At 67.9% G+C, this 20,359-nt stretch carries 20 protein-coding genes; 9 read left to right on the forward strand and 11 right to left on the reverse strand.

Annotation, left to right across the window (positions count from 1 at the left end):
* Positions 1 to 22: 22 nt before the first annotated feature.
* The 6 genes from OTERR_RS01220 to OTERR_RS01245 all read right to left on the reverse strand — a co-directional run bounded on the left by OTERR_RS01220 (position 23) and on the right by OTERR_RS01245 (position 6,191).
* Positions 23 to 1,300, reverse strand: a complete 1,278-nt coding sequence (locus OTERR_RS01220; RefSeq protein ID WP_149424603.1) for a D-amino acid dehydrogenase — start codon at positions 1,298 to 1,300, stop codon at positions 23 to 25.
* Between the two features lie 93 nt (positions 1,301 to 1,393).
* Complete coding sequence (locus OTERR_RS01225; protein WP_149424604.1) at positions 1,394 to 3,727, reverse strand: RelA/SpoT family protein; 2,334 nt, start codon at positions 3,725 to 3,727, stop codon at positions 1,394 to 1,396.
* 41 nt (positions 3,728 to 3,768) lie between these two features.
* Positions 3,769 to 3,975 carry a DNA-directed RNA polymerase subunit omega gene (gene rpoZ, locus OTERR_RS01230; RefSeq protein ID WP_054619674.1) on the reverse strand — a complete coding sequence of 69 codons (207 nt, stop codon included), beginning with the start codon at positions 3,973 to 3,975 and terminating at the stop codon, positions 3,769 to 3,771.
* Positions 3,976 to 4,043: 68 nt separating this feature from the next.
* Entirely contained in the window at positions 4,044 to 4,676 is a 633-nt protein-coding gene (gmk, locus tag OTERR_RS01235) for a guanylate kinase (protein WP_054619673.1), read from the reverse strand.
* Between the two features lie 38 nt (positions 4,677 to 4,714).
* Positions 4,715 to 5,275 (reverse strand): DsrE family protein, encoded by a 561-nt coding sequence (locus tag OTERR_RS01240; protein ID WP_246154253.1) that lies wholly within the window; start codon positions 5,273 to 5,275, stop codon positions 4,715 to 4,717.
* Positions 5,276 to 5,318: 43 nt separating this feature from the next.
* Complete coding sequence (locus tag OTERR_RS01245; protein WP_054619671.1) at positions 5,319 to 6,191, reverse strand: YicC/YloC family endoribonuclease; 873 nt, start codon at positions 6,189 to 6,191, stop codon at positions 5,319 to 5,321.
* A 341-nt stretch (positions 6,192 to 6,532) separates the two neighbouring features.
* Here OTERR_RS01245 and OTERR_RS01250 point away from each other — a divergent pair, with 341 nt between their 5' ends.
* The 8 genes from OTERR_RS01250 to OTERR_RS01285 all read left to right on the forward strand — a co-directional run bounded on the left by OTERR_RS01250 (position 6,533) and on the right by OTERR_RS01285 (position 14,721).
* Complete coding sequence (locus tag OTERR_RS01250; protein WP_054619670.1) at positions 6,533 to 7,486, forward strand: serine/threonine protein kinase; 954 nt, start codon at positions 6,533 to 6,535, stop codon at positions 7,484 to 7,486.
* Entirely contained in the window at positions 7,483 to 8,409 is a 927-nt protein-coding gene (locus OTERR_RS01255) for a PP2C family protein-serine/threonine phosphatase (RefSeq protein WP_054619669.1), read from the forward strand. The genes OTERR_RS01250 and OTERR_RS01255 overlap by 4 nt, the downstream gene beginning before the upstream one ends.
* A gap of 69 nt (positions 8,410 to 8,478) precedes the next feature.
* Positions 8,479 to 9,210 (forward strand): ribonuclease PH, encoded by a 732-nt coding sequence (gene rph, locus OTERR_RS01260; protein WP_149424605.1) that lies wholly within the window; start codon positions 8,479 to 8,481, stop codon positions 9,208 to 9,210.
* A 10-nt stretch (positions 9,211 to 9,220) separates the two neighbouring features.
* A complete protein-coding gene (rdgB, locus tag OTERR_RS01265; protein WP_149424606.1) occupies positions 9,221 to 9,823 on the forward strand; it encodes an RdgB/HAM1 family non-canonical purine NTP pyrophosphatase in 603 nt (200 codons plus the stop codon).
* Between the two features lie 72 nt (positions 9,824 to 9,895).
* Positions 9,896 to 11,164 (forward strand): radical SAM family heme chaperone HemW, encoded by a 1,269-nt coding sequence (hemW, locus tag OTERR_RS01270; protein ID WP_149424607.1) that lies wholly within the window; start codon positions 9,896 to 9,898, stop codon positions 11,162 to 11,164.
* 114 nt (positions 11,165 to 11,278) lie between these two features.
* On the forward strand, positions 11,279 to 12,511 hold the full coding sequence (locus tag OTERR_RS01275; protein WP_223115977.1) for a hypothetical protein: 1,233 nt from the start codon (positions 11,279 to 11,281) through the stop codon (positions 12,509 to 12,511).
* Positions 12,512 to 12,665: 154 nt separating this feature from the next.
* Complete coding sequence (locus OTERR_RS01280) at positions 12,666 to 13,940, forward strand: putative Na+/H+ antiporter (RefSeq protein WP_149424608.1); 1,275 nt, start codon at positions 12,666 to 12,668, stop codon at positions 13,938 to 13,940.
* 244 nt (positions 13,941 to 14,184) lie between these two features.
* The gene (locus OTERR_RS01285; RefSeq protein ID WP_149424609.1) at positions 14,185 to 14,721 is read left to right on the forward strand and encodes a hypothetical protein; all 537 of its coding nucleotides are present in this window, start codon (positions 14,185 to 14,187) and stop codon (positions 14,719 to 14,721) included.
* Between the two features lie 83 nt (positions 14,722 to 14,804).
* On the opposite strand, the gene trmB is transcribed toward OTERR_RS01285, so the two are convergent.
* From trmB to thiS, 4 genes are read right to left on the reverse strand one after another with little or no spacing between them, the layout of a single operon-like run.
* Positions 14,805 to 15,542: a tRNA (guanosine(46)-N7)-methyltransferase TrmB gene (gene trmB, locus OTERR_RS01290; RefSeq protein ID WP_149424610.1), complete on the reverse strand. Its 738-nt coding sequence runs from the start codon at positions 15,540 to 15,542 to the stop codon at positions 14,805 to 14,807.
* A 31-nt stretch (positions 15,543 to 15,573) separates the two neighbouring features.
* Positions 15,574 to 16,533 (reverse strand): hypothetical protein, encoded by a 960-nt coding sequence (locus tag OTERR_RS01295; protein WP_149424611.1) that lies wholly within the window; start codon positions 16,531 to 16,533, stop codon positions 15,574 to 15,576.
* Positions 16,534 to 16,589: 56 nt separating this feature from the next.
* Positions 16,590 to 17,378, reverse strand: coding sequence for a thiazole synthase (locus OTERR_RS01300; RefSeq protein ID WP_054619663.1), 789 nt, complete (start codon positions 17,376 to 17,378; stop codon positions 16,590 to 16,592).
* Positions 17,379 to 17,438: 60 nt separating this feature from the next.
* Positions 17,439 to 17,648 (reverse strand): sulfur carrier protein ThiS, encoded by a 210-nt coding sequence (gene thiS, locus OTERR_RS01305; protein ID WP_149424612.1) that lies wholly within the window; start codon positions 17,646 to 17,648, stop codon positions 17,439 to 17,441.
* A gap of 202 nt (positions 17,649 to 17,850) precedes the next feature.
* Here thiS and OTERR_RS01310 point away from each other — a divergent pair, with 202 nt between their 5' ends.
* Complete coding sequence (locus tag OTERR_RS01310) at positions 17,851 to 19,011, forward strand: ABC transporter substrate-binding protein (protein WP_054619661.1); 1,161 nt, start codon at positions 17,851 to 17,853, stop codon at positions 19,009 to 19,011.
* A gap of 210 nt (positions 19,012 to 19,221) precedes the next feature.
* On the opposite strand, the gene OTERR_RS01315 is transcribed toward OTERR_RS01310, so the two are convergent.
* Entirely contained in the window at positions 19,222 to 20,358 is a 1,137-nt protein-coding gene (locus OTERR_RS01315) for an ABC transporter permease (protein WP_149424613.1), read from the reverse strand.
* Between the last annotated feature and the right edge of the window lies 1 nt (position 20,359).

A 20,359-nucleotide genomic window follows, 5' to 3' on the forward strand; every position in this document is an offset into this window, starting at 1 on the left:
GTGCGCTTGGGTTCGGGGGGGGTTAGGGGCGGGGCCGGCCGAGGAAGGGGAAGACCGGTTCCGGCGTCTTGCCCGAGACCAGGTCGGCCAGGGCGGCGGCGGAACCGCAGGACATGGTCCAGCCGAGGGTGCCGTGGCCGGTGTTGAGCCACAGGTTGGGCAGCGTGCTGCGGCCGATGATCGGCACGTTGGACGGGGTGGCCGGGCGCAGGCCGGTCCAGTACTGGGGCGGGCCGTCCAGTTCGAGGTGGGGGAAGAACTCCTTGGTGCGGCTGAGCAGGGCCTCGCAGCGCACTGGGTTGAGTTCCAGCCCGTAGCCGCCGAATTCGGCGGTACCGGCGACGCGCAGCCGGTTGCCGAGGCGGGAGAAGACCAGTTTGCGCTCGTCGTCGGTGAGGCTGACGGTGGGGGCGTGGGCTTCGCTGCCGGCCTTGATCGGCAGGGTGGCCGAATAGCCCTTGGCCGGGTAGATGGGCAGGTGCAGGCCGAGGGGGCGGGCCATCAGGGGGCTGTAGCTGCCCAGGGAGAGCACGTAGGCGTCGGCGGTAAGCAGTTCCGGGGCGCCGTCCGGGCCGCGCACCACCACGCCGGCCACTTGGCCGCCGGCGGTGGGGATTTGCTCGATGGTGGTGCCGTAGCGGAACTGCACGCCCCGGGCGGCGGCCCGGGCGGCCAGGGCCTGGGTGAATTTGTGGGCGTCGCCGGATTCGTCGGAGGGGGTCCAGTCGCCGCCCACCAGCCTGTGCCGCACGTCGGCCAGGGCGGGTTCGATGGCGATGCACTGATCCACCGAGACGGGTTGGCGGTCCAGGCCCAGGTCGCGCATCGCCGCCGAGGCCTTGATCGCGGCATCGAACTCGCGGGGGTCGGTGAAGATGTGCAGGATGCCCCGCTCCAAGTGGTCGTACTGGAAGTCGGGACCCAACTCGGCGCGCAGGGCTTGCAGGGTGCGGCGGCTGTAGAGGGCGAGGTGGACGATGTCCACCATGTTGCGCCGGGTGCGCCCCGGGGTGCATTCGCGCAGGAAGCGCAGGCTCCAGTCGATCAGCTGCCGGTCGGCGCGCAGGTGGAAGAGTAGGGGGGAGTCTTCCCGACCCATCCAGGCCAGGGCCTTCAGCGGCGTGTGCGGGTTGGCCCAGGGTTCGGCGTGGCAGACCGAGATCTGGCCGCCGTTGGCGAAGGATGTCTCCAGCCCGGCGCCGGGCTGGCGATCGATGACCGTGACCTGATGACCGGCGGCCGCGAGAAACCAGGCGCTGGTGGTACCCACGACGCCGGCGCCGAGGACGATGACCTGCATGGAAACCTCCTTACGAACACGCCGTAGCGCAAGGGGGAATCTTAACGGGAAGTGGGCCGGCCGGGGCGACCGGTGTGGCGCGCCCGGTCGTGTTCAGTGCTTGACGTAGGGCGAGAAGGGGGCGGTGGTGTGGGGGTCGTCCCCGTCCCGTTCGCGGATGATGCGGATCACTTCGGGGATGTGGCGCAGGCCGCGCATCACTGCCGCCAGATGCACCCGGTGGGAAACCAGAATGGTGAAGTGGATCGAGGTGTACAACCCGCCGCCGCTTTCTTCCATGCTGACGTTTTCGATGTTCGAGCCGGCTTCGGCGATCTCGGTGGCGATCTTGGCCAGCACGCCGCGCTGGTGCTGGGCCTCGACCCGGATCGGCACGGCGAACAGCTTGCCCGGCTGGGCGGCCCATTCGACGTCGATCCATTTCTGCGGTTCGAGGCGGCGCGACTTGCGGATGACCGGGCAGTCGTGGGTGTGGATTTCCAGCCCCTGGCCCTTGCGGATCGAGCCGACGATGGGGTCGCCCGGGATGGGGCGGCAGCAGGTGGCGAAGGTCACCGCCATGCCTTCGGTGCCGTGGATGACGATCGGTCCGGGGCGCAGGGTGTCGCCGCCGGCGGCGTTCTCTTCCCGGGACATCAGGCGGCGTGCCACCACCGAGGCCAGGCGCTTGCCCAGGCCGATGTCGGCGTAGATGTCCTTGATCGGCTTGTTGCCCGATTCGCGCATCAACTCGTCCCAGGCCGCGGCGGGTACGTCGGCGGGCTCGATGCCGAGGGATTTGAGCTCCTGGTTGAGCAGGCGCTCGCCCAGGGCGGCGGATTCCTCGTTCTGCTGGGTCTTGAGGAAGTGGCGGATCTTGCTGCGCGCCCGCCCGGTTTTGACGTAGGACAGCCAGGCCGGGTTGGGGTTGGCGTGGGCGGCGGTGACGATTTCCAGCTGGTCGCCGTTCTGCAGCTCGGTGCGCAGGGGGGCCAGCTCGTAGTTGATCTTGGCTGCGACGCAGCGGTTGCCGATGTCGGTGTGCACCGCGTAGGCGAAGTCCACCGCGGTGGCGCCCTTGGGCAGGGTGAGGATCTTGCCCTTGGGGGTGAACACGTACACCTCGTCGGGGAACAGGTCGATCTTGACGTGCTCGTAGAACTCGGCCGAATCGCCGGCGGTGTTCTGCAATTCAAGCAGGGACTGCAGCCACTTGTGCGTCTGGTTTTGCAGTTCGGCGCTGCTGCCGTCGGCTTCTTCCTTGTACAGCCAGTGGGAGGCGACGCCTTCCTGGGCCAGGTGGTGCATTTCCTCGGTGCGGATCTGCACCTCGATGGGGGTGCCGTAAGGACCGATCAGGGTGGTGTGCAGCGATTGGTAGCCGTTGGCCTTGGGGATGGCGATGTAGTCCTTGAACTTGCCCGGCAGGGGCTTGTACAGGCTGTGCAGGGCGCCCAGGGCCAGGTAGCAGGTGGATACGTCGGCAACCACGACGCGGAACCCGTAGATGTCGAGCACCTGGGAGAACGTCAGGCGCTTCTCGACCATCTTCTTGTAGATCGAGTACAGGCTCTTTTCGCGGCCGAACACCTGGGCCTCGATGTGGCGATCCTTCATGCGTTCCTGGATACCGTCGAGGATGCGGGTGAGCAGTTCGCGCCGGTTGCCACGGGCCGCCTTGACCGCCTTCTTCAGCACGTTGAACCGCATCGGATGCAGGTTCATGAAGGACAGGTCCTGCAACTCCCGGTAGACCTTGTTCAGCCCCAGCCGGTTGGCGATCGGGGCATAGATTTCCAGGGTCTCGTTGGCGATGCGGCGGCGCTTGTCCGGGCGCATGCTGCCGAGGGTCTGCATGTTGTGCAGGCGGTCGGTGAGCTTGATCAGGATGACCCGGATGTCCCGGGCCATGGCCAGCAGCATCTTGCGGAAGTTTTCCGCCTGGGCTTCCTGATAGGAGGAGAACTCGATCTTGTCGAGCTTGGACAGGCCGTCCACCAGATCCGCCACCGGCTTGCCGAAGCGCTCGGTCAGCTCGGCCTTGGAGGCGCCGGTGTCCTCCAGCACGTCGTGGAGCAGGGCCGCCATGATGGCGGTGGCGTCGAGCCGCCATTCGGCTACGGCCCCGGCCACGGCCAGGGGGTGGGTGATGTAGGGCTCGCCGGAAATGCGGCGTTGGCTGCGGTGGGCCGCCTCGGCGTAGGCGAAGGCGTCTTCGACCCGGGCGATGTCCTCGGCCTTCAGGTAGTCGAGGCTGTCGATGAAGACCTGGTAGGCCGGATCGTCGAGGGGAAACGGGGGGTAGGTCTTTTCCGCCGGCGGCGTGCTGACCGGCGCTCCCAGGGGGCGATGCGGGGCGCCGCCGACCGGGGCCTCCGCCGGCCCCGGCGGGGCGGCGGGAACGGATGCGGGGGATGCAGGGGGCGAGGGGATGGTGGGGGTGTCCATGATCCGGCCTCTCGCCCTGGGCATCCGGGGGCTACTTGGAGTTAGGCCTGGCCGCGGTTGAGGACTTCGGCGCCGACCTTGCCTTCGGCGATTTCACGCAGGGCGATGACCGTCGGCTTGTCCTTGTCTTCGTCCACCATGGGGGTGGCACCGTTGGCGACCTGGCGGGCGCGGTAGGTGGCGGCCAGGGTCATCTGGAAACGGTTGGGGATGCGCGCGAGGCAGTCGTCGACGGTGATGCGGGCCATGAGGATTTCCTGAGAAATTGGGAAAAAAGAAGGTAAAAGCGGCGAAAAGTCGAAAAAATCGAGTTTGCTCAACTTTCCAGCAGGCTGGCGAACAGGTCGCCGTGGCGGGCGACCTGGCGGCCGTTGGTCAGCCGGGCAGCGCGAACCACCGCGGCCAGGTCGGCAAAAGCCACCTGCAACTCATTGTTAATAATAACATAGTCAAACTCTCCTACATGGCGCATCTCGTCCCGGGCAGCGGCCAGGCGGCGAGCGATCACTTCGCTCGAATCCGTGCCCCGGCCGGTCAGCCGCCGCGCCAACTCGGCCGTGGACGGTGGCAGGATGAAGATGCCGACGCAGCCCGGAAAGAGGCGGCGCACCTGCTGGGCGCCCTGCCAGTCGATTTCCAGCAACACGTCGCGCCCCGCAGCGATTTCCTGCTCGATCCACACGCGCGACGTGCCGTAGTAGTTGCCGTGCACCTCGGCCCATTCGAGAAACTCCTTGCGTTCGATCATGGCCTGGAAGGTCGGCACGTCGACGAAGTGGTAGGCCTTGCCGTTCTCCTCGCCCGGCCGGGGTGCCCGGGTGGTGTAAGAGATCGACAGGTGGATGCCGGGATCGTTCTCCAGCAGCAGGCGGGTCAGGGTGGTCTTGCCGGCCCCGGAAGGGGCGGCGACGACGAACAGGGTGCCGGGGGTCGAGGCGGAGCCGTTCATGGCTGCAGGGTTCTCCAGAGAAGAGGTGGCCGGGAGGATCAATCGAGGATTTCCGGGTGTTTTTCCAGGAATTCCTTGCGCGTGCTGCGCTTGATCACGTCGCCGGAAATGTAGGTGTAGCCGGCCTGTTGCCACTTGGCCAGATCGGTCATGGCGGCGGGCACTACGGTGGCCAGGTCGTAGAAGTCGCCCGGCTTGTAGCCCCGGGCGGCGGCGGCATTGCGGCAGATGCGGAGGGTCACGCCCTGGTCGGTCAGTTCCTTGAGCTTGTCGTAGATGTCCGGGTAGGCCGCCCGGTTGAGGCGCGACAGCATGTGTAGCTCGTTGCCGTGGGCGACGATCACCAGGTGCGACTTCTTCAGGTCGCCGAATTCCTTCAGGCCGCGCAGATGGTTGTGCAGGTAGCCGAGCCCCTGCAGCAGGTCTTCCGGCTTTTCATAGTTGAAGTGATACACCGCCTTCTGCGCCCCCAGGGGGCTGCCGTCGAAGCGGGAAGCGTCGTCGGGGCCGGCCAGGGCGGCAGGGGTGGCGGTCCAGGCCAGGGCGGCAAGCAGGGGCAGGATCAGGCGCTGCAGGACGGCAAGCAGGGGGTGGGGCATGGAAGACTCCTCCTAGTTGGGGTGGGGACCGGTCTGGGCCGGTTTATTCGAGGTTCTGGACCTGCTCGCGGATCTGTTCGATGAGCAGTTTCAGTTCCATGCTGGTGCTGGTCACCACTGGGGTGGCGGCCTTGGAGCCCAGGGTGTTGGCTTCCCGGTTGAGTTCCTGCATCAGGAAGTCGAGACGTTTGCCGCTGGCGCCGCCGGCCTTGAGGATGCGATCCACTTCGTCGGCGTGGGTGCGCAGGCGCGAGAGCTCTTCGGCCACGTCCACCTTGGTGGCGTAGAGGACGATTTCCTGGCGGATGCGGTCGTCGTCCACCCGGCCCTCGTCGCCCAGGGCGTCGACCAGGCGCTGGCGCAGCTTTTCCTCCAAGGCGGCCTGGGCGGCGGGCATTTCCGGTTCGACCAGGGCGACGATCTCGCGAATGCGGGCGGTGCGCTCGCGGATCATGGCGGCGAGTTTTTCGCCCTCACGGCGGCGGCTGGCGGTGAAGTCGTCCAGGGCCTCGTCGATCAGGGCGCTGACGGCGGCGGCCAGGGCCTCGCCGTCCAGGCTCTCCTCGGCGAACACCCCGGGCCAGCGCAGGATCTCGCCGGTGGTCAGGGGCGGGGCGTCGGGGGAGTGAGACTGGACCAGGCTCTGCCAGCGCACCAGGCGGGCGATCGCCTCGCTATTGGGCTCCTGGGCGGAAACCGTGGCGGCGGGGACGAAGTACAGCCGGCATTCGAGCTTGCCGCGGCTGGCCCGGGCGGCGATGCGCTCGCGCAGCAGGGGCTCGAAGCCGCGCATGTCGTCGCCGAGGCGGAAGAACAGGTCGAGGAAGCGGCTGTTGACGCTTTTCAGCTCCAGGTGCAGCGCACCCCGGCCGATGTCACGAATGCGGGCGCTGTAGCCCGTCATGCTGGCGATCATGGAATTGACTCAAAAAAAGGAAAAAGGGCCGGGAATGCTGGCGAATGCGGCAAAAACCATGGGGTGATGCGAACCGGGGAGGCCGTCGGGCAGGCTCATGCGGCCGGAGCAGCCGGAGATGCCTTTACACGCCCCGTTTACCCCCGGAGAATGCCAGATGGTAGGCGCCTCCTGCTACCGCTGGCGCGGGCCGGTTTCCCAAGCGATTGGGGCCGCGCTTTCATGCGGCGGATGCGGCCCGCCAAGAATCCAGCACAAAAAAGACCGGATACCCGAAAATGCCAGCGGGAATGCCGAATCCCCCGATTTTCCCCACTTTTTCCATCATAGCCCCTTCCTGAATGGCCCAACAAGCCAACGTCGCCCTTACCCCCGGCTTTACGTTCGAGGGTTACCGCATCGAGCGGCAGCTGTCTGTGGGCGGCTTTTCCATCGTCTATCTGGCGACGGACGAGGAGGGGCGCCAGGTGGCGATCAAGGAATACCTGCCGGCCAGCCTGGCCCTGCGCGGCGAGGGGGATACCCGGCCCAACGTCACCAGCGAGCACCTGCCGGCCTTCCGTTACGGCATGAAGTGCTTCTTCGAGGAAGGCCGGGCTCTGGCCAAGCTGTCCCACCCGAACGTGGTGCGGGTGCTCAACTTCTTCCGCGCCAACGACACGGTGTACATGGTGATGGCCTACGAGGAGGGGCGCACCCTCCAGGAAGTGATCCACAAGCACAAGGGCAAGCTCAGCGAGAAGTTCATCCGCGGGGTGTTCGTGCGTCTGTTGAACGGCCTGCGCGAGGTGCATACCCACAAGCTGCTGCACCTGGACCTGAAACCGTCCAACGTCTACCTGCGTACCGACAACACCCCGGTGTTGATCGACTTCGGTGCGGCGCGCCAGACCCTGGCCAGCGACACGCCGATGCTCAAGCCCATGTACACCCCGGGCTTCGCCTCGCCGGAGCATTACCAGAACCGGGAACTGCTCGGTCCCTGGAGCGACATCTACTCGGTAGGCGCCTCGATGTACGCCTGCCTGGCCGGCAACGCCCCCCAGGCCGCCGACGAGCGGCTGAAGAAGGACTACCTGGTACCGGCCATGGCCCGTTTCGAAGGCCAGTTTTCCGACCAGTTGCTGGAAACCATCGACTGGTGCCTGTGCCTCAACCACCTTTACCGGCCGCAAAGCTGCTTCGCCCTGCAAAAGGCCCTGACCGAAGCGCCCGACCCGGCCCAGCTCACGACCAAGCGCTCCTCCTGGCTGTCCCAGCTGATGGACCGCTTCCGCAAGAACACGCCACGATGAAATTCACCATCTACCAGGAAAGTCGGCCCGGTAAACGGCCCAATAACGAGGACCGGATCGCCTATAGCTATTCCCGCGACGCCCTGCTGATGGTCGTCGCCGACGGCATGGGCGGCCACCACCATGGCGAGGTCGCCGCCCAGCTGGCGGTGCAGTACCTGATGGACGTGTTCCAGCGCGAGGCCAAGCCCGCGATCGCCGATCCCTTCCTGTTTCTGCAGCGCGGTTTCAACAACGCCCACGAGGCGATCATCGATTACTCGGTGGCCCACGCCCTGTCCGATTCGCCGCGCACCACCTGCGTCGCCTGCATCATTCAGGACAACATCGCCTACTGGGCCCACGCCGGCGATTCGCGCCTCTACCACCTGCGTCGCGGCCGGGTGGCGTCGGTGACCCGGGACCATTCCCGGGTGCAGCAGCTGCTCGACGACGGGCTGATCAACGCCGCCCAGGCGGCCACCCACCCGGACCGCAACAAGATCTACACCTGCCTGGGGGGCTTCGATGCCCCGGAGATCGAGTTCTCGCGCAAGACCCCCATGGAGGCCGGCGACCTGTTGGTGCTGTGCACCGATGGGGTGTGGGGGGGCATTTCCGGCGAGACCATGGCCGCTCTGCTCGGCGACGCCAACCTGATGCAGGCCGTGCCGGTCCTGCTCAACATGGCCGAACAGCGCGGTGGCCCCCACTGCGACAACCTGTCCCTGGTCGCCGTGCGCTGGGAGGACAGCTACAGCGAGGACCCGTCCAGTTCGGTGCAGACCCAGGCCATGGCCCGGGATGAGGTCAATACCCAGATGGGCCAGGTCGGCCCCCTTGGGCGCAGCCAGCAGGCCGCCAAGGCCGATCTTTCCGACGACGAGATCGAGCGGGCCATCGCCGAGATCCGCGCCGCCATCGACAAGTACTCCAAGCCGTAAAATCGCATCTTCATCGGGGCGCGCCGTTTCCACCGGCGCGCCCCGCTCCGCTTTGCCGAAAGGAATTCCATGCGTCCCAGCCAGCGTCAGCCCGACCAACTCCGCCCCGTGCGCCTCACCCGCGCCTTCACCCGCCACGCCGAAGGTTCGGTGCTGATCGAGATGGGCGACACCCGGGTGCTGTGCACCGCCAGCGTCGAGGAGAACGTGCCGCCCTTCCTGCGCGGCAAGGGCCAGGGCTGGGTCACCGCCGAGTACGGCATGCTGCCCCGCTCCACCCACACCCGTTCCCCCCGGGAGGCGGCCAAGGGCAAGCAGACCGGCCGCACCCAGGAAATCCAGCGCCTGATCGGCCGCTCCCTGCGCGCCGTTACCGACCTGGCCGCCCTGGGCGAGCGCCAGATCACCCTCGACTGCGACGTGCTGCAAGCCGACGGCGGCACCCGCTGCGCCGCCATCACCGGCGCCTGGGTGGCGCTCTGGGAAGCCTGCGAAAAGTTGAAGCAGGCCGGCAAGATCGCCACCAACCCGGTCAAGGACCACGTCGCCGCCATCTCGGTGGGCATCGTCGCCGGCACCCCGGTGCTCGACCTGGACTATCCGGAAGATTCGGCCTGCGACACCGACATGAACGTGATCATGACCGGCGGCAAGGGCCTGGTCGAAGTCCAGGGCACCGCCGAGGGCGAGCCCTTCACCCGGGCCGAGATGAACACCCTGCTCGATCTGGCCGAAGCCGGCATCGCCGCCCTGGTGGCGGTGCAGCGGGAAACGATCGCCAGCGTCGGCACCGACAAGTAAGGGGACCGACATGCGCCTGGTGCTCGCTTCCAACAATGCCAAGAAGATGAAGGAAATGTCGGCCCTGCTGACGCCCCTGGGCATCGAGCTGGTGGCCCAGGGCGCCCTGGGCGTGCCCGAGGCCGAGGAGCCCTTCGACACCTTCGTCGAGAACGCCCTGGCCAAGGCCCGCCACGCCGCCCGGCTGACCGGCCTGCCGGCCATCGCCGACGATTCCGGCCTGTGCGTCGCCGCCCTGGGCGGCGCCCCCGGCGTCCAGTCGGCCCGCTACGCCCAGCTGCGCGCCGGCGGCGAAAAGTCGGACGCCCGCAACAACGCCCAACTGCTCGCCGACCTGGCCGGGCAAAGCGACCGGCGCGGCCACTACGTCAGCGTGCTGGTGCTGGTGCGCCACGATGCCGACCCCCAGCCCCTCATCGCCGAGGGCGAGTGGCACGGCGAACTGCTCGACGCGCCCCGCGGCGAGGGCGGCTTCGGCTACGATCCCTATTTCTTCATCCCCGAACTGGGCAAGAGCGTCGCCGAACTGGATGCCGAGACCAAGAACCGCCTGTCCCACCGCGGCCAGGCCATGGCGCTGCTGCTCGACAAGCTCAAGCGCCAGCCGTTGTAAGAACCGGGGCATGGCCTGGAGGGCCGCGCCAATAGGCGTTCTCCAGGCAGCCCCTCTGTAGATCGAGTAGTCATGCCGCTTCCCAAGGTCATTCCCCTGAGCGCCAGCAATGGCGCGGCTTCCCGGGGAGGTGCCACTTCAGCTTCCGGCCCTGCCGCCTCCGGCTTGGTCGCCCCGCCGCCCCTGTCGCTGTACATCCACGTGCCCTGGTGCGTGCGCAAGTGCCCCTACTGCGACTTCAACTCCCACGAGCCCCGGGGCGGCGTCGGCGCGATTCCCGAAGACGCCTATGTGGATGCCCTGATCGCCGACCTGGAAGCGGCCCTGCCCCTGGTGTGGGGGCGGCCGATGGGCACCATCTTCATCGGCGGCGGCACCCCCAGCCTGCTCTCCGGTGCCGCCCTGGAGCGCCTGCTCGGCGCGGTGCGGGCGCGCCTGCCGCTGACCCCGGGGGCCGAGATCACCCTGGAGGCCAACCCGGGCACCGCCGAGGCCGGCAAGTTCGCCGCCTTCGCGGATGCCGGGGTGACGCGGCTGTCCCTGGGCATCCAGAGCTTCAACCCGCGCCACCTCAAGGCCTTGGGGCGCATCCACGACGACAACGAGGCCCGGGCCGCCATCGAACTGGCCGCCCGCCACTTCGAGCGCTTCAACCTGGACCTGATGTACGGCCTGCCCGGCCAGTCCCTGGACGAGGCCCGGGCCGACCTGGAAACGGCCCTGTCCTTCGCCCCGCCCCACCTGTCGGCCTACCACCTGACCCTGGAGCCGAACACCGCCTTCGGCCACACCCCGCCGCCGGACCTGCCCGACGACGAGGTGGCCGCCGACATGCAGGAGGCCGTCGAGGCCCGCCTGGCCGCCGCGGGCTTCGAGCATTACGAGACTTCAGCCTTCGCCAAACCCGGCTACCGCTGCCAGCACAACCTCAACTACTGGACTTTCGGCGACTACCTGGGCATCGGTGCCGGCGCCCACGGCAAGCTCTCCAGCCACGAGGGCATCCGCCGCCAGATGCGCTGGAAGAGCCCCCGGGATTACCTGGCCAAGGCGCCGCTCGGCGAGGCGGTGCAGAGCGGCGAGTGGGTGGCGGCGGAAGAACTGCCCTTCGAGTTCCTGATGAACGCCCTGCGCCTCAACGACGGCTTCGACGCCCGCCTGTTCCAGGAGCGCACCGGCCTGCCGCTGCTGACCATCGCCCGCCAGCTAGAGGCGGCCCAGGCCGACGGCCTGTTGCTGCGCGACTTCCGCCCGGCCGGCGAGGGCCAGGTGGAATGGATCGCCCCGACCCCCCGGGGGCGGCGCTTCCTCAACACCCTGCTGCAGCGCTTTTTGCCCTGAGGGGGCGACGCGGCCCCGCCGCCGTTTGCCCCGCTGGGCGTCCGGCAGCGCCGGGGTGTTGCGAGACCAGCCGCGGTGGTAGGGTGGCGCCATTCCATAGTCATCGAGTGCGCCATGGTCCCGACCGATCGCGATACCGCTGCCGTCGCCCTTAGCGCGGCCACTGCCGACAATGCTGACAATGCCGCCGACGTGGGGACTCCGCCCCCTGCTCGGGACGCCATTCCCACCATCCCGGCGGCCGACCTGACGCCGCTCCTCGATGCCGCTGCCGCTGCCGGCCTGCTTGCCCGCCAGCAGGTGGGCCCCCTGGCCGCATTCCTTGCCCCCCGGCTGTCTTCTGCCAGTCCCTCCAGCCCCGCTGGGAACGGCGAGTCCGCGGGTGCGCGCTTCAAGGCCGCCCACATCCTCTACTACCTGGGGGGCATGCTCGCCATCGGCGCCGCCAGCCTGTTCCTCACCGTCGGCTTCGCCCAGCTGGGCGGGGCGGGCATGGCCCTGATTGCGGCGCTATATGCGGTGGCCGCCTACCGGGTGGCGACCCACTTCCTCGGCCGGGGGTTGCGCGTACCGGCGGGCATCCTGGCCACCCTGGTGGTGGTGCTGGTGCCCCTGGCCACCTACGGCCTGCTGCTCGCCCTGGGCTTCGATTTCCTCGGTCGCAGCTATCCCCAGTACCACGCGCGCATCGACCCGGTCTGGCTGGTCCTGGAGGTGGTCACCCTGGCCGTCGGCGCCGGCCTGCTGCAACGGCTGCGCCTGCCCTTCATGGTGATGCCGGTGGCGGTGACCCTCTGGTACATGAGCATGGACCTGGCGGCCCTGCTGCTCGCCAGCCCGAATCTGGCCGGACTGGCCTGGGCCGACAGCTGGCGCTTTCGCGAGCAGTTCTCGCTGGTCTTTGGCCTGCTCACCCTGGGGCTGGCCTTCTGGGTGGATCTGCGCAGCCGCTTTTCCCGGCCCGGCGAGGACTTCGCCTTCTGGCTGCACCTGGCCGGGCTGCTGGCCTTCTGGGGCGGGCTGTCCAGCCTGGACAGCGGCAGCGAGTGGGGGCGCTTTGCCTACGCCATGATCAACCTGGGCCTGATCATCGTCGGCACGCTGCTGGTGCGCCGCGCCTACGTCGTGTTCGGCGGCCTGGGCCTGGCTTTCTACCTTGGCTACCTGGCCCACCGGGTATTCCGCGACAGTCTGCTTTTCCCCTTCGCCCTGACCCTGCTCGGCCTGGGCATCATCGCCCTGGGGTTGGTCTGGCAGCGCCACCAGGACGCCTGGCGCGACCGCCTGCTGGCGGCCCTGCCCGGCCCCCTGGCCGAACTGCTGCGCCGCCGCCAGGCGGAGGGCTGACCGGGGGCTCCCCGCCGGAGCAGTGGGCGGCATCCGGCCGGAAGGCCCGTACTGTCTCGTTTCGAGGCTCCCCGGGAACAGCCCGTTACAGCGCTCCGGCGAGAATGGCGGCATAGTTGCAGGCCATTCTTCCGCAGCCGTCGCTGGAGCCGCCATGTCCGGATCCCCCACCACCCTGCAGATCATCGCCACGGTCCTGTTCGTTCTGGCCCTGGTGCACACCTTTTCCACCGGTTACTTCGAGCAACTCGCCCACCGCCACCCGCGCCACGCCGGCCTGTGGCACCTGCTCGGCGAAGTCGAGATCGTCTTCGGCCTGTGGGCCCTGGTCCTGGCCGTGGCCCTGTTCGCCCTGCACGGCAAGGGGGCGATGACCGACTACCTGGATTCGCGCAACTACACCGAGCCCCTGTTCGTCTTCGCCATCATGGTGGTGGCCGGCAGCCGGCCGATCCTCAGCGCCGCCCGCCTCCTGTCCCTGGGTTTCGCCCGGCTGCTGCCCCTGCCGGCCACCGCCGCCCTCTACTTCACCGCCCTGTGCCTGATTCCCCTGCTCGGCTCCCTCATCACCGAGCCGGCGGCCATGACCCTGGCCGCCCTCCTGCTGCGCGACCGCTTCTTCCGTCCCGGCGTCTCCACCCGCTTCCTCTACGCCACCGTCGGCGTCCTGTTCGTCAACGTCTCCATCGGCGGCACCCTGACCCCCTACGCGGCCCCGCCGGTGCTGATGGTGGCCGGGGCCTGGGGCTGGGATCTGACCTACATGTTGAAGGAATTCGGCCTGCGCGCCGGTCTCGCGGTGGCGGTCAATGCCCTGGTCCTGACCCTGCTCTTTCGTGCCGAGCTGGCCCGCCTCGGCGCGGCTCCGGGGACGACCCGCGACGACGGCCGCTCCCGGGTGCCCCTGGCGGTGATGCTGCTGCACCTGCTGCTACTGGCCGGGGTGGTGGTGTTCGCCCACCATCCGCCGGTGTTCATGGGCTTGCTGCTGCTCTTCCTCGGTGTGGTCTTTGCCTATCCGGTCTACCAGGATCGACTGATGCTCAAGGAAGCCCTACTGGTGGCCTGCTTCCTGGCTGGCCTGGTGATCCTCGGCGGCCTGCAGCAGTGGTGGCTGCAGCCGCTCCTGATGCGCATGGACGCCACCTCGGTGTACTTCGGCGCCACGGCCCTCACCGCTGTCACCGACAACGCCGCCCTGACCTACCTGGCCTCCCTGGTGGACGGCCTGTCGCCGGAATTCAAGTACGCCGTGGTGGCCGGGGCGGTCAGCGGCGGCGGCCTGACCGTGATCGCCAACGCCCCCAATCCGGCGGGCTTGTCGATCCTCAAGGGCTGCTTCCCGGAAAGCGCGGTCCATCCCCTCGGCCTGTTCCTCGCCGCCCTGCCGCCGACCCTGGTGGCCATGGCGGCGTTTCTGCTGGTCTGAAAGAGCATTCGCCTCCCCGACGGAGTATGAAAGATAGGATAATTAAATTCATGCTTTAGGCATTTTCGCGGTGCCGGCATGCGTTGAATTCTCTCTATCCAAACAAGGGGAAATCGTGCGTTCGTTGAGATTGCTTTTGCCGTTGGCAGTGATCGTAATCGCTGCCCTTACTGGTTGTGCCACATCCCCATTGGTGGTCGGGCCGAGTGTTACGGCTAGTGCCAACCCGGTTCAAGGCACGGCGGTGCGCATTGACCAGGTGGTTGATGCCCGGGTTTTTCTAAATGCGTCTGGTGACCTAGCTACTCCAACATTGGATCAAAGCGAATCGGGAGATGAAGGTTACAAGGCACGTATTATTGGCCGGAAGCGCAATGCCAATGGGAATACGGCAGGAGGCGTCCTACTGCCGCCAAACATGACTACGGCCAGTCTGGTGGGTAATGCTGTAGCCGAAGGCTTTCGAGAGTCTGGTTATCGTGTGTTGGTGCCAGGAGATGCCGGATATGAACAGGCTGTGCCTGTGAAGGTGCGCGTCCTCCAGTTTTGGGCCTGGTACACCAGGAATCTCCGGACTTATATATCCATGGTTAAGATAAGTTCGCGTGCCGAGATCAGGCTTGAGGCTCCGCTACCCGCGTTCCGGGAGGGAAAAACGCTGGCCATTGAAGTTACTAACGTGCGCGAGGGGGCGAGTGAATTGGCATGGCAAGAGATTATTAATCGCGGGTTGGGGGAGTTGGCCGGCAGTGTGAAGTCTTCCCTGGACGACATAAAGTGAGACAAAAAGGGCCGCTTTCAAAGCGCTGCCCATGAAAAAACCCCGCTATGGCGGGGTTTTTTCATGGGCGAAAGGTTAGAAGGTCACCCCTTGCGGAACACCAGGTCCCACACGCCGTGGCCGAGCCTCAGGCCCCGGTTTTCGAACTTGGTCAGGGGGCGGTACTCGGGGCGCGGCGCGTAGCCGTCGCTGTCTGGGGCGGCGGTGTTGGCCAGAGCCGGCTCGGCGGACAGCACCTCCAGCATCTGCTGGGCGTATTCCTCCCAGTCGGTGGCGCAGTGCAGGTAGCCGCCGGGGGCGAGGCGGCTGGCGATCAGGGCCACCAGGGGGCCCTGGATGAGGCGGCGCTTGTGGTGGCGCTTCTTGTGCCAGGGGTCGGGAAAGAAGATGTGCACCCCGGCCAGGGCGCCTTCGGGAATCATGTTCTGCAGCACTTCCACGGCGTCGTGCTGGCAGATGCGTACGTTGCTGAGCTGGCGATCGGCGATGTGCTTGAGCAGGCTGCCGACGCCGGGCTGGTGGACTTCCACCCCCAGGTAGTCGATTTCCGGATGGGCGGCGGCGATGGTGGCGGTGGAGTCGCCCATGCCGAAGCCGATTTCCAGCACCACCGGGGCGCGACGCCCGAACAGGGCGGCCAGATCGAGGGGGGCGGCGGTGTAGGGCACGCCCAGGCGCGGCATGTCCTGCTCGTAGTGGCGCTCCTGGGCCTTGGACATGCGCCCCTGGCGCAGCACGAAGCTGCGGATCGAGCGGCGCTTGGGGAAGTCGTCGTCCTGGTCGTCGGAGGCGTTGGGCAGGGAATCGGGGGCCGTGGTCATGGGGCAAAAACTCGGAAAGGCTTAATAAGGCTTAAAGGGGGTGGTCGGCGAACAGCTGGGACAGGTCGAAGCGGGGGCTGTCCACCTGGCTGGCGAGGCGCTCGCAGAAGGTTGGCTGGCGGGTGTACTGCTTGGCGCGGCGCTGGATCTCGCTGCGCCACGGGGCCAGGGCGTCCTCCGGGGGGGGCGTTTCACCGTCGCTGGCGGGGGCTTCGGCCGCCAGGTCGGCGCCGAGGGCGGCCAGGGCCTCCCGGGCTGCATCGTGGTGGCGCTCCTGCCAGCGGGTGTAGGCCGCATCCAGGTCGTGCCGCGCCTCGTCGAGCAGCGCGGGACGGCAGACGTCGACCGCGGCGCTCAGGGTTTCGGCGGCTTCGGCCAGAGTGAAGGTGCGCGCCCGTTCCAGGTTGGCGGCCAGATCGTAGCGGGTGCCGGCCAGGGCCTGGGGCAGGGTGGCGCAGGCCGCCGCCAGTTCGGCGTCGCCTAGTGTCAGGCGCAGCGGCAGGCGCAGGGCGGCGGCGAGGTCGTCGCTGCCCGCCAGGTGGGCGTTGCCGCCGAAGTAGTACCGGGCGAGGCTGGCGGTGGCCTCGTGCACCGGCGCGGCGTTGCGTTCGAGCCAGGCGGCGTAGGCATCCCGCGCCGCTTCCCGGACGTCGTCGTCCTCCACCGCAACTTCGCACAGGGCGGCCAACTGGGCGGTGGCGTGGGCGATGCCGAAGAGCTGCTGCTGGGCCAGGACCCGCGGGTGTTCGAAGGCGTAGCCGAGGCGGCTCGGGTCCACCACCTTCAGACGCGGCGTGTCGGCGGCCGCTTCGTCCGGGACGGAGGCGCCGGCCGCCGCAGGCAACGGGGCTTCCGTTGCCGGAGCAGCGGGTGCCGTCAGCGGTGCGGCCGCGGTGGTGTCTGCGGCCAGCGCTTCCTCGGCGTGGGACGCAGCGGTCAGCAGCAGGGTGAAACACCCTGCCAGGGCGAGCAGTACGGGGCGCAGGCGCATGGGGAGGGGAGGCGGGAGTGGTCGGGGGCTGCTGTGGCAGTACGGAGCGGGAGCGGTCAGGCGCGGCGGCCGATCAGCCCCTCGGTGGGGGAGCTCGGGTCGGCGCTGTAGAACTTGCGCGGCATGCGCCCGGCCAGGTAGGCCTCGCGCCCGGCCTCCACCGCCTTCTTCATGGCGCTGGCCATCAGCACCGGGTTTTGCGCGTGGGCGATGGCGGTGTTCATCAGCACGCCGTCGCAGCCCAGTTCCATGGCGATGGCGGCGTCCGAGGCGGTACCGACGCCGGCATCTACCAGCACCGGCACCTTGGCGTTGTCGATGATCAGGCGCAGGTTCCAGGGGTTGAGGATGCCCATGCCCGAGCCGATCAGCGAGGCCAGGGGCATGATCGCGCAACAGCCGATCTCCTCCAGCATCTTGGCCTGGATCGGGTCGTCGGCGCAGTAGACCATCACGTCGAAACCGTCTTTGACCAGCGCTTCGGCGGCTTTCAGGGTTTCCGGCATGTTGGGGAACAGGTTGGTCGGGTCGCCCAGCACTTCGAGCTTGACCAGGCTGTGGCCGTCGAGCAGTTCCCGGGCCAGGCGCAGGGTGCGCACCGCGTCGTCGGCGGTGTAGCAGCCGGCGGTGTTGGGCAGGATGGTGTAGCGCGAGGGCGGGATGGCGTCGAGCAGGTTGGGTTGGCTGGGGTCCTGGCCGATGTTGCTGCGGCGGATGGCGACGGTGACGATCTCGGCGCCGGAGGCGGCGATGGCCGCGCCGGTCTCGGCGAAATCCTGGTACTTGCCGGTGCCAACCAGAAGGCGCGAGCCATAGGTTTTGCCGGCGATGGTCAGTTGGTCCATGGGGTCGGTGAGGCAGTAAAGACGGGAAAAGGGGAGGGGACGGCGGCGCGGTGGGGCGACTCAGCCGCCGCCCACGGCGACGACAATCTCGATCTGATCGCCCTCGGCCAGGGCCGTTTCGCCGTGGCGCCCGCGGGGCACGATTTCGCCGTTGCGCTCGACGGCGATGCGCTTGCCCGTGAGGCCGAGCTGGTCGACCAGGGCGGCCACGGTGAAGGAAGCGGTGTCGCTGGGGAAGGCGCGGTGTTCGCCGTTGACGGTCAGGTGCATGGTGCGGGAGGCGGAGCGTGAAACGGAGGGGTGGCGGGGCGGCGTCCAGCCAGGACGGCGCGGCGCCAGAAACGGTGCCGGCGAATTCTAGCATCGCCGGGCAAACCCCTATAATGCGGGCTCTGCTGCGCCCCTGCTGGCGGCGGCCCTGGCCGGGCCAGGTCTTCCCTCCCGGTGCTTCCTCCTACTTCCCGGAGTCCCCATGCGCGCTTTCGTCACTTCCACGCCCCTGGTCGCCCTGCTGGCTGGGTTGTTCGCCGTTCCGGCCCTGGCCGATACCGTCAAGGTCGGGGTGATCGCCTCCAGCACCGGCGTCACCGCCGTGGTCGGCATCCCCCAGAAGAATACGGTGGCCCTGCTGCCCACCGAGGTGGCCGGGGTGAAGATCGACTACACCGTGCTCGACGACGCGTCGGACCCGACCAACGCGGTGACCAACGTCAAGAAGCTGATCGCCGAGACCAAGGTGGACGCCCTGATCGGCCCGACCACCACCCCGGCGGCCCTGGCCATGCTCGACTTCGTCGCCGAGGCCAAGACGCCGCTGATCACCACCGTCGGCTCGGCGGCGGTGATTGAGCCCATGGACGACAAGAAACGCTGGGTGTTCAAGACCACCCAGAACGACGGCCTGATCGCCGAAGCCCTGGTGGCCCACATGGCCAAGACCGGCATCAAGACCGTCGGCTTCATCGGCTTCAACGATCCCTACGGCGAGAACTGGTACAAGTCCTTCGCCGCCCTGGCGGAAAAGCACGGCATCAAGCTGGTGGCCAGCGAGCGCTACACTCGTACCGACGCTTCGGTGACCGGCCAGGTGCTGAAGCTGATCGCCGCCCGTCCCGAGGCGGTGTTCATCGCTGCCACCGGCGGCCCGGCGGTGCTGCCCCAGGTGGCCCTGGCCGAGAAGGGCTACAAGGGCAAGGTCTACCAGACCCATGGCGTGGCCACCAACGACTTCATCAAGCTCGGCGGCAAGGTGGTGGAAGGCACCCTGATGGCTGGCGGCCCAATGCTGGTGGCGGACGACCTGCCCGCCAGCAACCCGATCAAGGCCGTGGCCCAAGGCTACATCAAGGCCTACGAGGGCAAGTACGGCGCCGGCACTACCTCCACCTTCGGCGCCAATACCTTCGACGCCGGCCTGCTGCTGCAAAAGGCGATTCCCCAGGCGCTCAAGGCCGGCAAGCCGGGCAGCGAGGCGTTCCGCGTCGCCCTGCGCGACGCCCTGGAAAAGTCGAAGGAAGTGGTCGGCGCCCAGGGGGTGTTCACCATGTCTCCCGCCAACCACAACGGCATGGACCAGCGCGCCCGGCTGATGATGACCGTCAAGCACGGCAAGTGGGTGGCGCTGCACGAGTAAGCCCCGCCCGGTTATCCGCTTATCCCCCTCGCGCCCCGGCAATTGCCGGGGGTTGTAGGGCTACTGCCTGAAAGTCCGCGCCAGTAGCCGATCTTCAGCCATGCCATCTGGAATGCCGCGCCGATAAAGGCGCTCCAGAGCGGTGGTCTGGAGATTGGCTACTGGCGCGGCGTTTGGCGGGGTGCCTAGCAGCGAGTGTCCCGGCCTGGCTCAGCCCTGCATCGTCGCCACGGTCTTGCGGAAGCGGGCCAGGGCAGCGAGGAAGAAGACCGTGCCGATCAGGGCAATGGCCAAGAACTGGGGCCACACCACGTCCAGCCCGGCCCCCCGGTAGAGGATGGCTTGGGCGAAGGCGACGAAGTGGGTGGTGGGCGCGGCCAGCATCAGCACCTGCACCAGTTCGGGCATCGATTCCCGGGGGGTGGTGCCGCCGGAGAGGATTTCCAGGGGCACGATCACCAGCATCAGCAACAGGCCCATCTGGGGCATGGAGCGGGCCACGGTGGCGAGGAAGATGCCCATGGCGGTGGCCGAGAACAGGTGCAGGGCGGCGCCGCACAGGAACAGGGCCAGGGAGCCGGAGATGGGCACTCCCAGGGCGCCCTTGACGACGAACTGGAGCGACAGGCCGGTGGCCACCAGCACCACCAGGCCGTTGGCCCAGACCTTGGCGGTCATGATCTCGAAGGGCGTCAGCGGCATTACCAGCAGGTGCTCCAGGGTGCCGTGCTCCCGCTCCCGGATCAGGGCGGCGCCGGCCAGGATGATGGACAGCAGGGTGATCTGGTTGACGATCTCCATCACCGAGCCGAACCAGGTGCTGTCCAGGTTGGGGTTGAAGCGCATGCGCGACGCCAGCCCCGCCGGCAGGGGCTCGGCCGGCCGGTTGTGGCGCAGGTAGCTGCCCACCTCGTTGCCGACGATGGTCTGGATGTAGCCGGCGCCGATGAAGGCCTGGCTCATTTGGGTGGCGTCGACGTTGAGCTGGATCAGGGGCGCCCGGCCGGCGTTGAGGTCGCGCTGGTAGTGGGGCGGGATGTCGATGACGAAGGTGTAGCGGCCCCGGTCCATGCCCGGGTCCATGGCGTCCAGGCCGATCCGCTCCGGCGTCTTGAAGCGCGGCGGCTGCAGGGCGTCGATGAGGCGCTGGGAGAGGGCCGACTGATCCTCGTCCACCACCGCCACCGGGGCGTTGTGCAGCTCCATCGACACGGCGCTGCCGGCGGCGTAGATGGCGCCGGTGAAGGCCCAGACGATGAACACCAGCAGCAGGGTGTCGCTCTTTAGGCTGCGCAGTTCCTTGATGCCCAGGTTGAGGATGTTGGCGACGGTGGTGTGCAGGCCCATG

The sequence above is a fragment of the Oryzomicrobium terrae genome, assembly GCF_008274805.1.
GTDB classification, from domain to species: Bacteria; Pseudomonadota; Gammaproteobacteria; order Burkholderiales; family Rhodocyclaceae; genus Oryzomicrobium; species Oryzomicrobium terrae.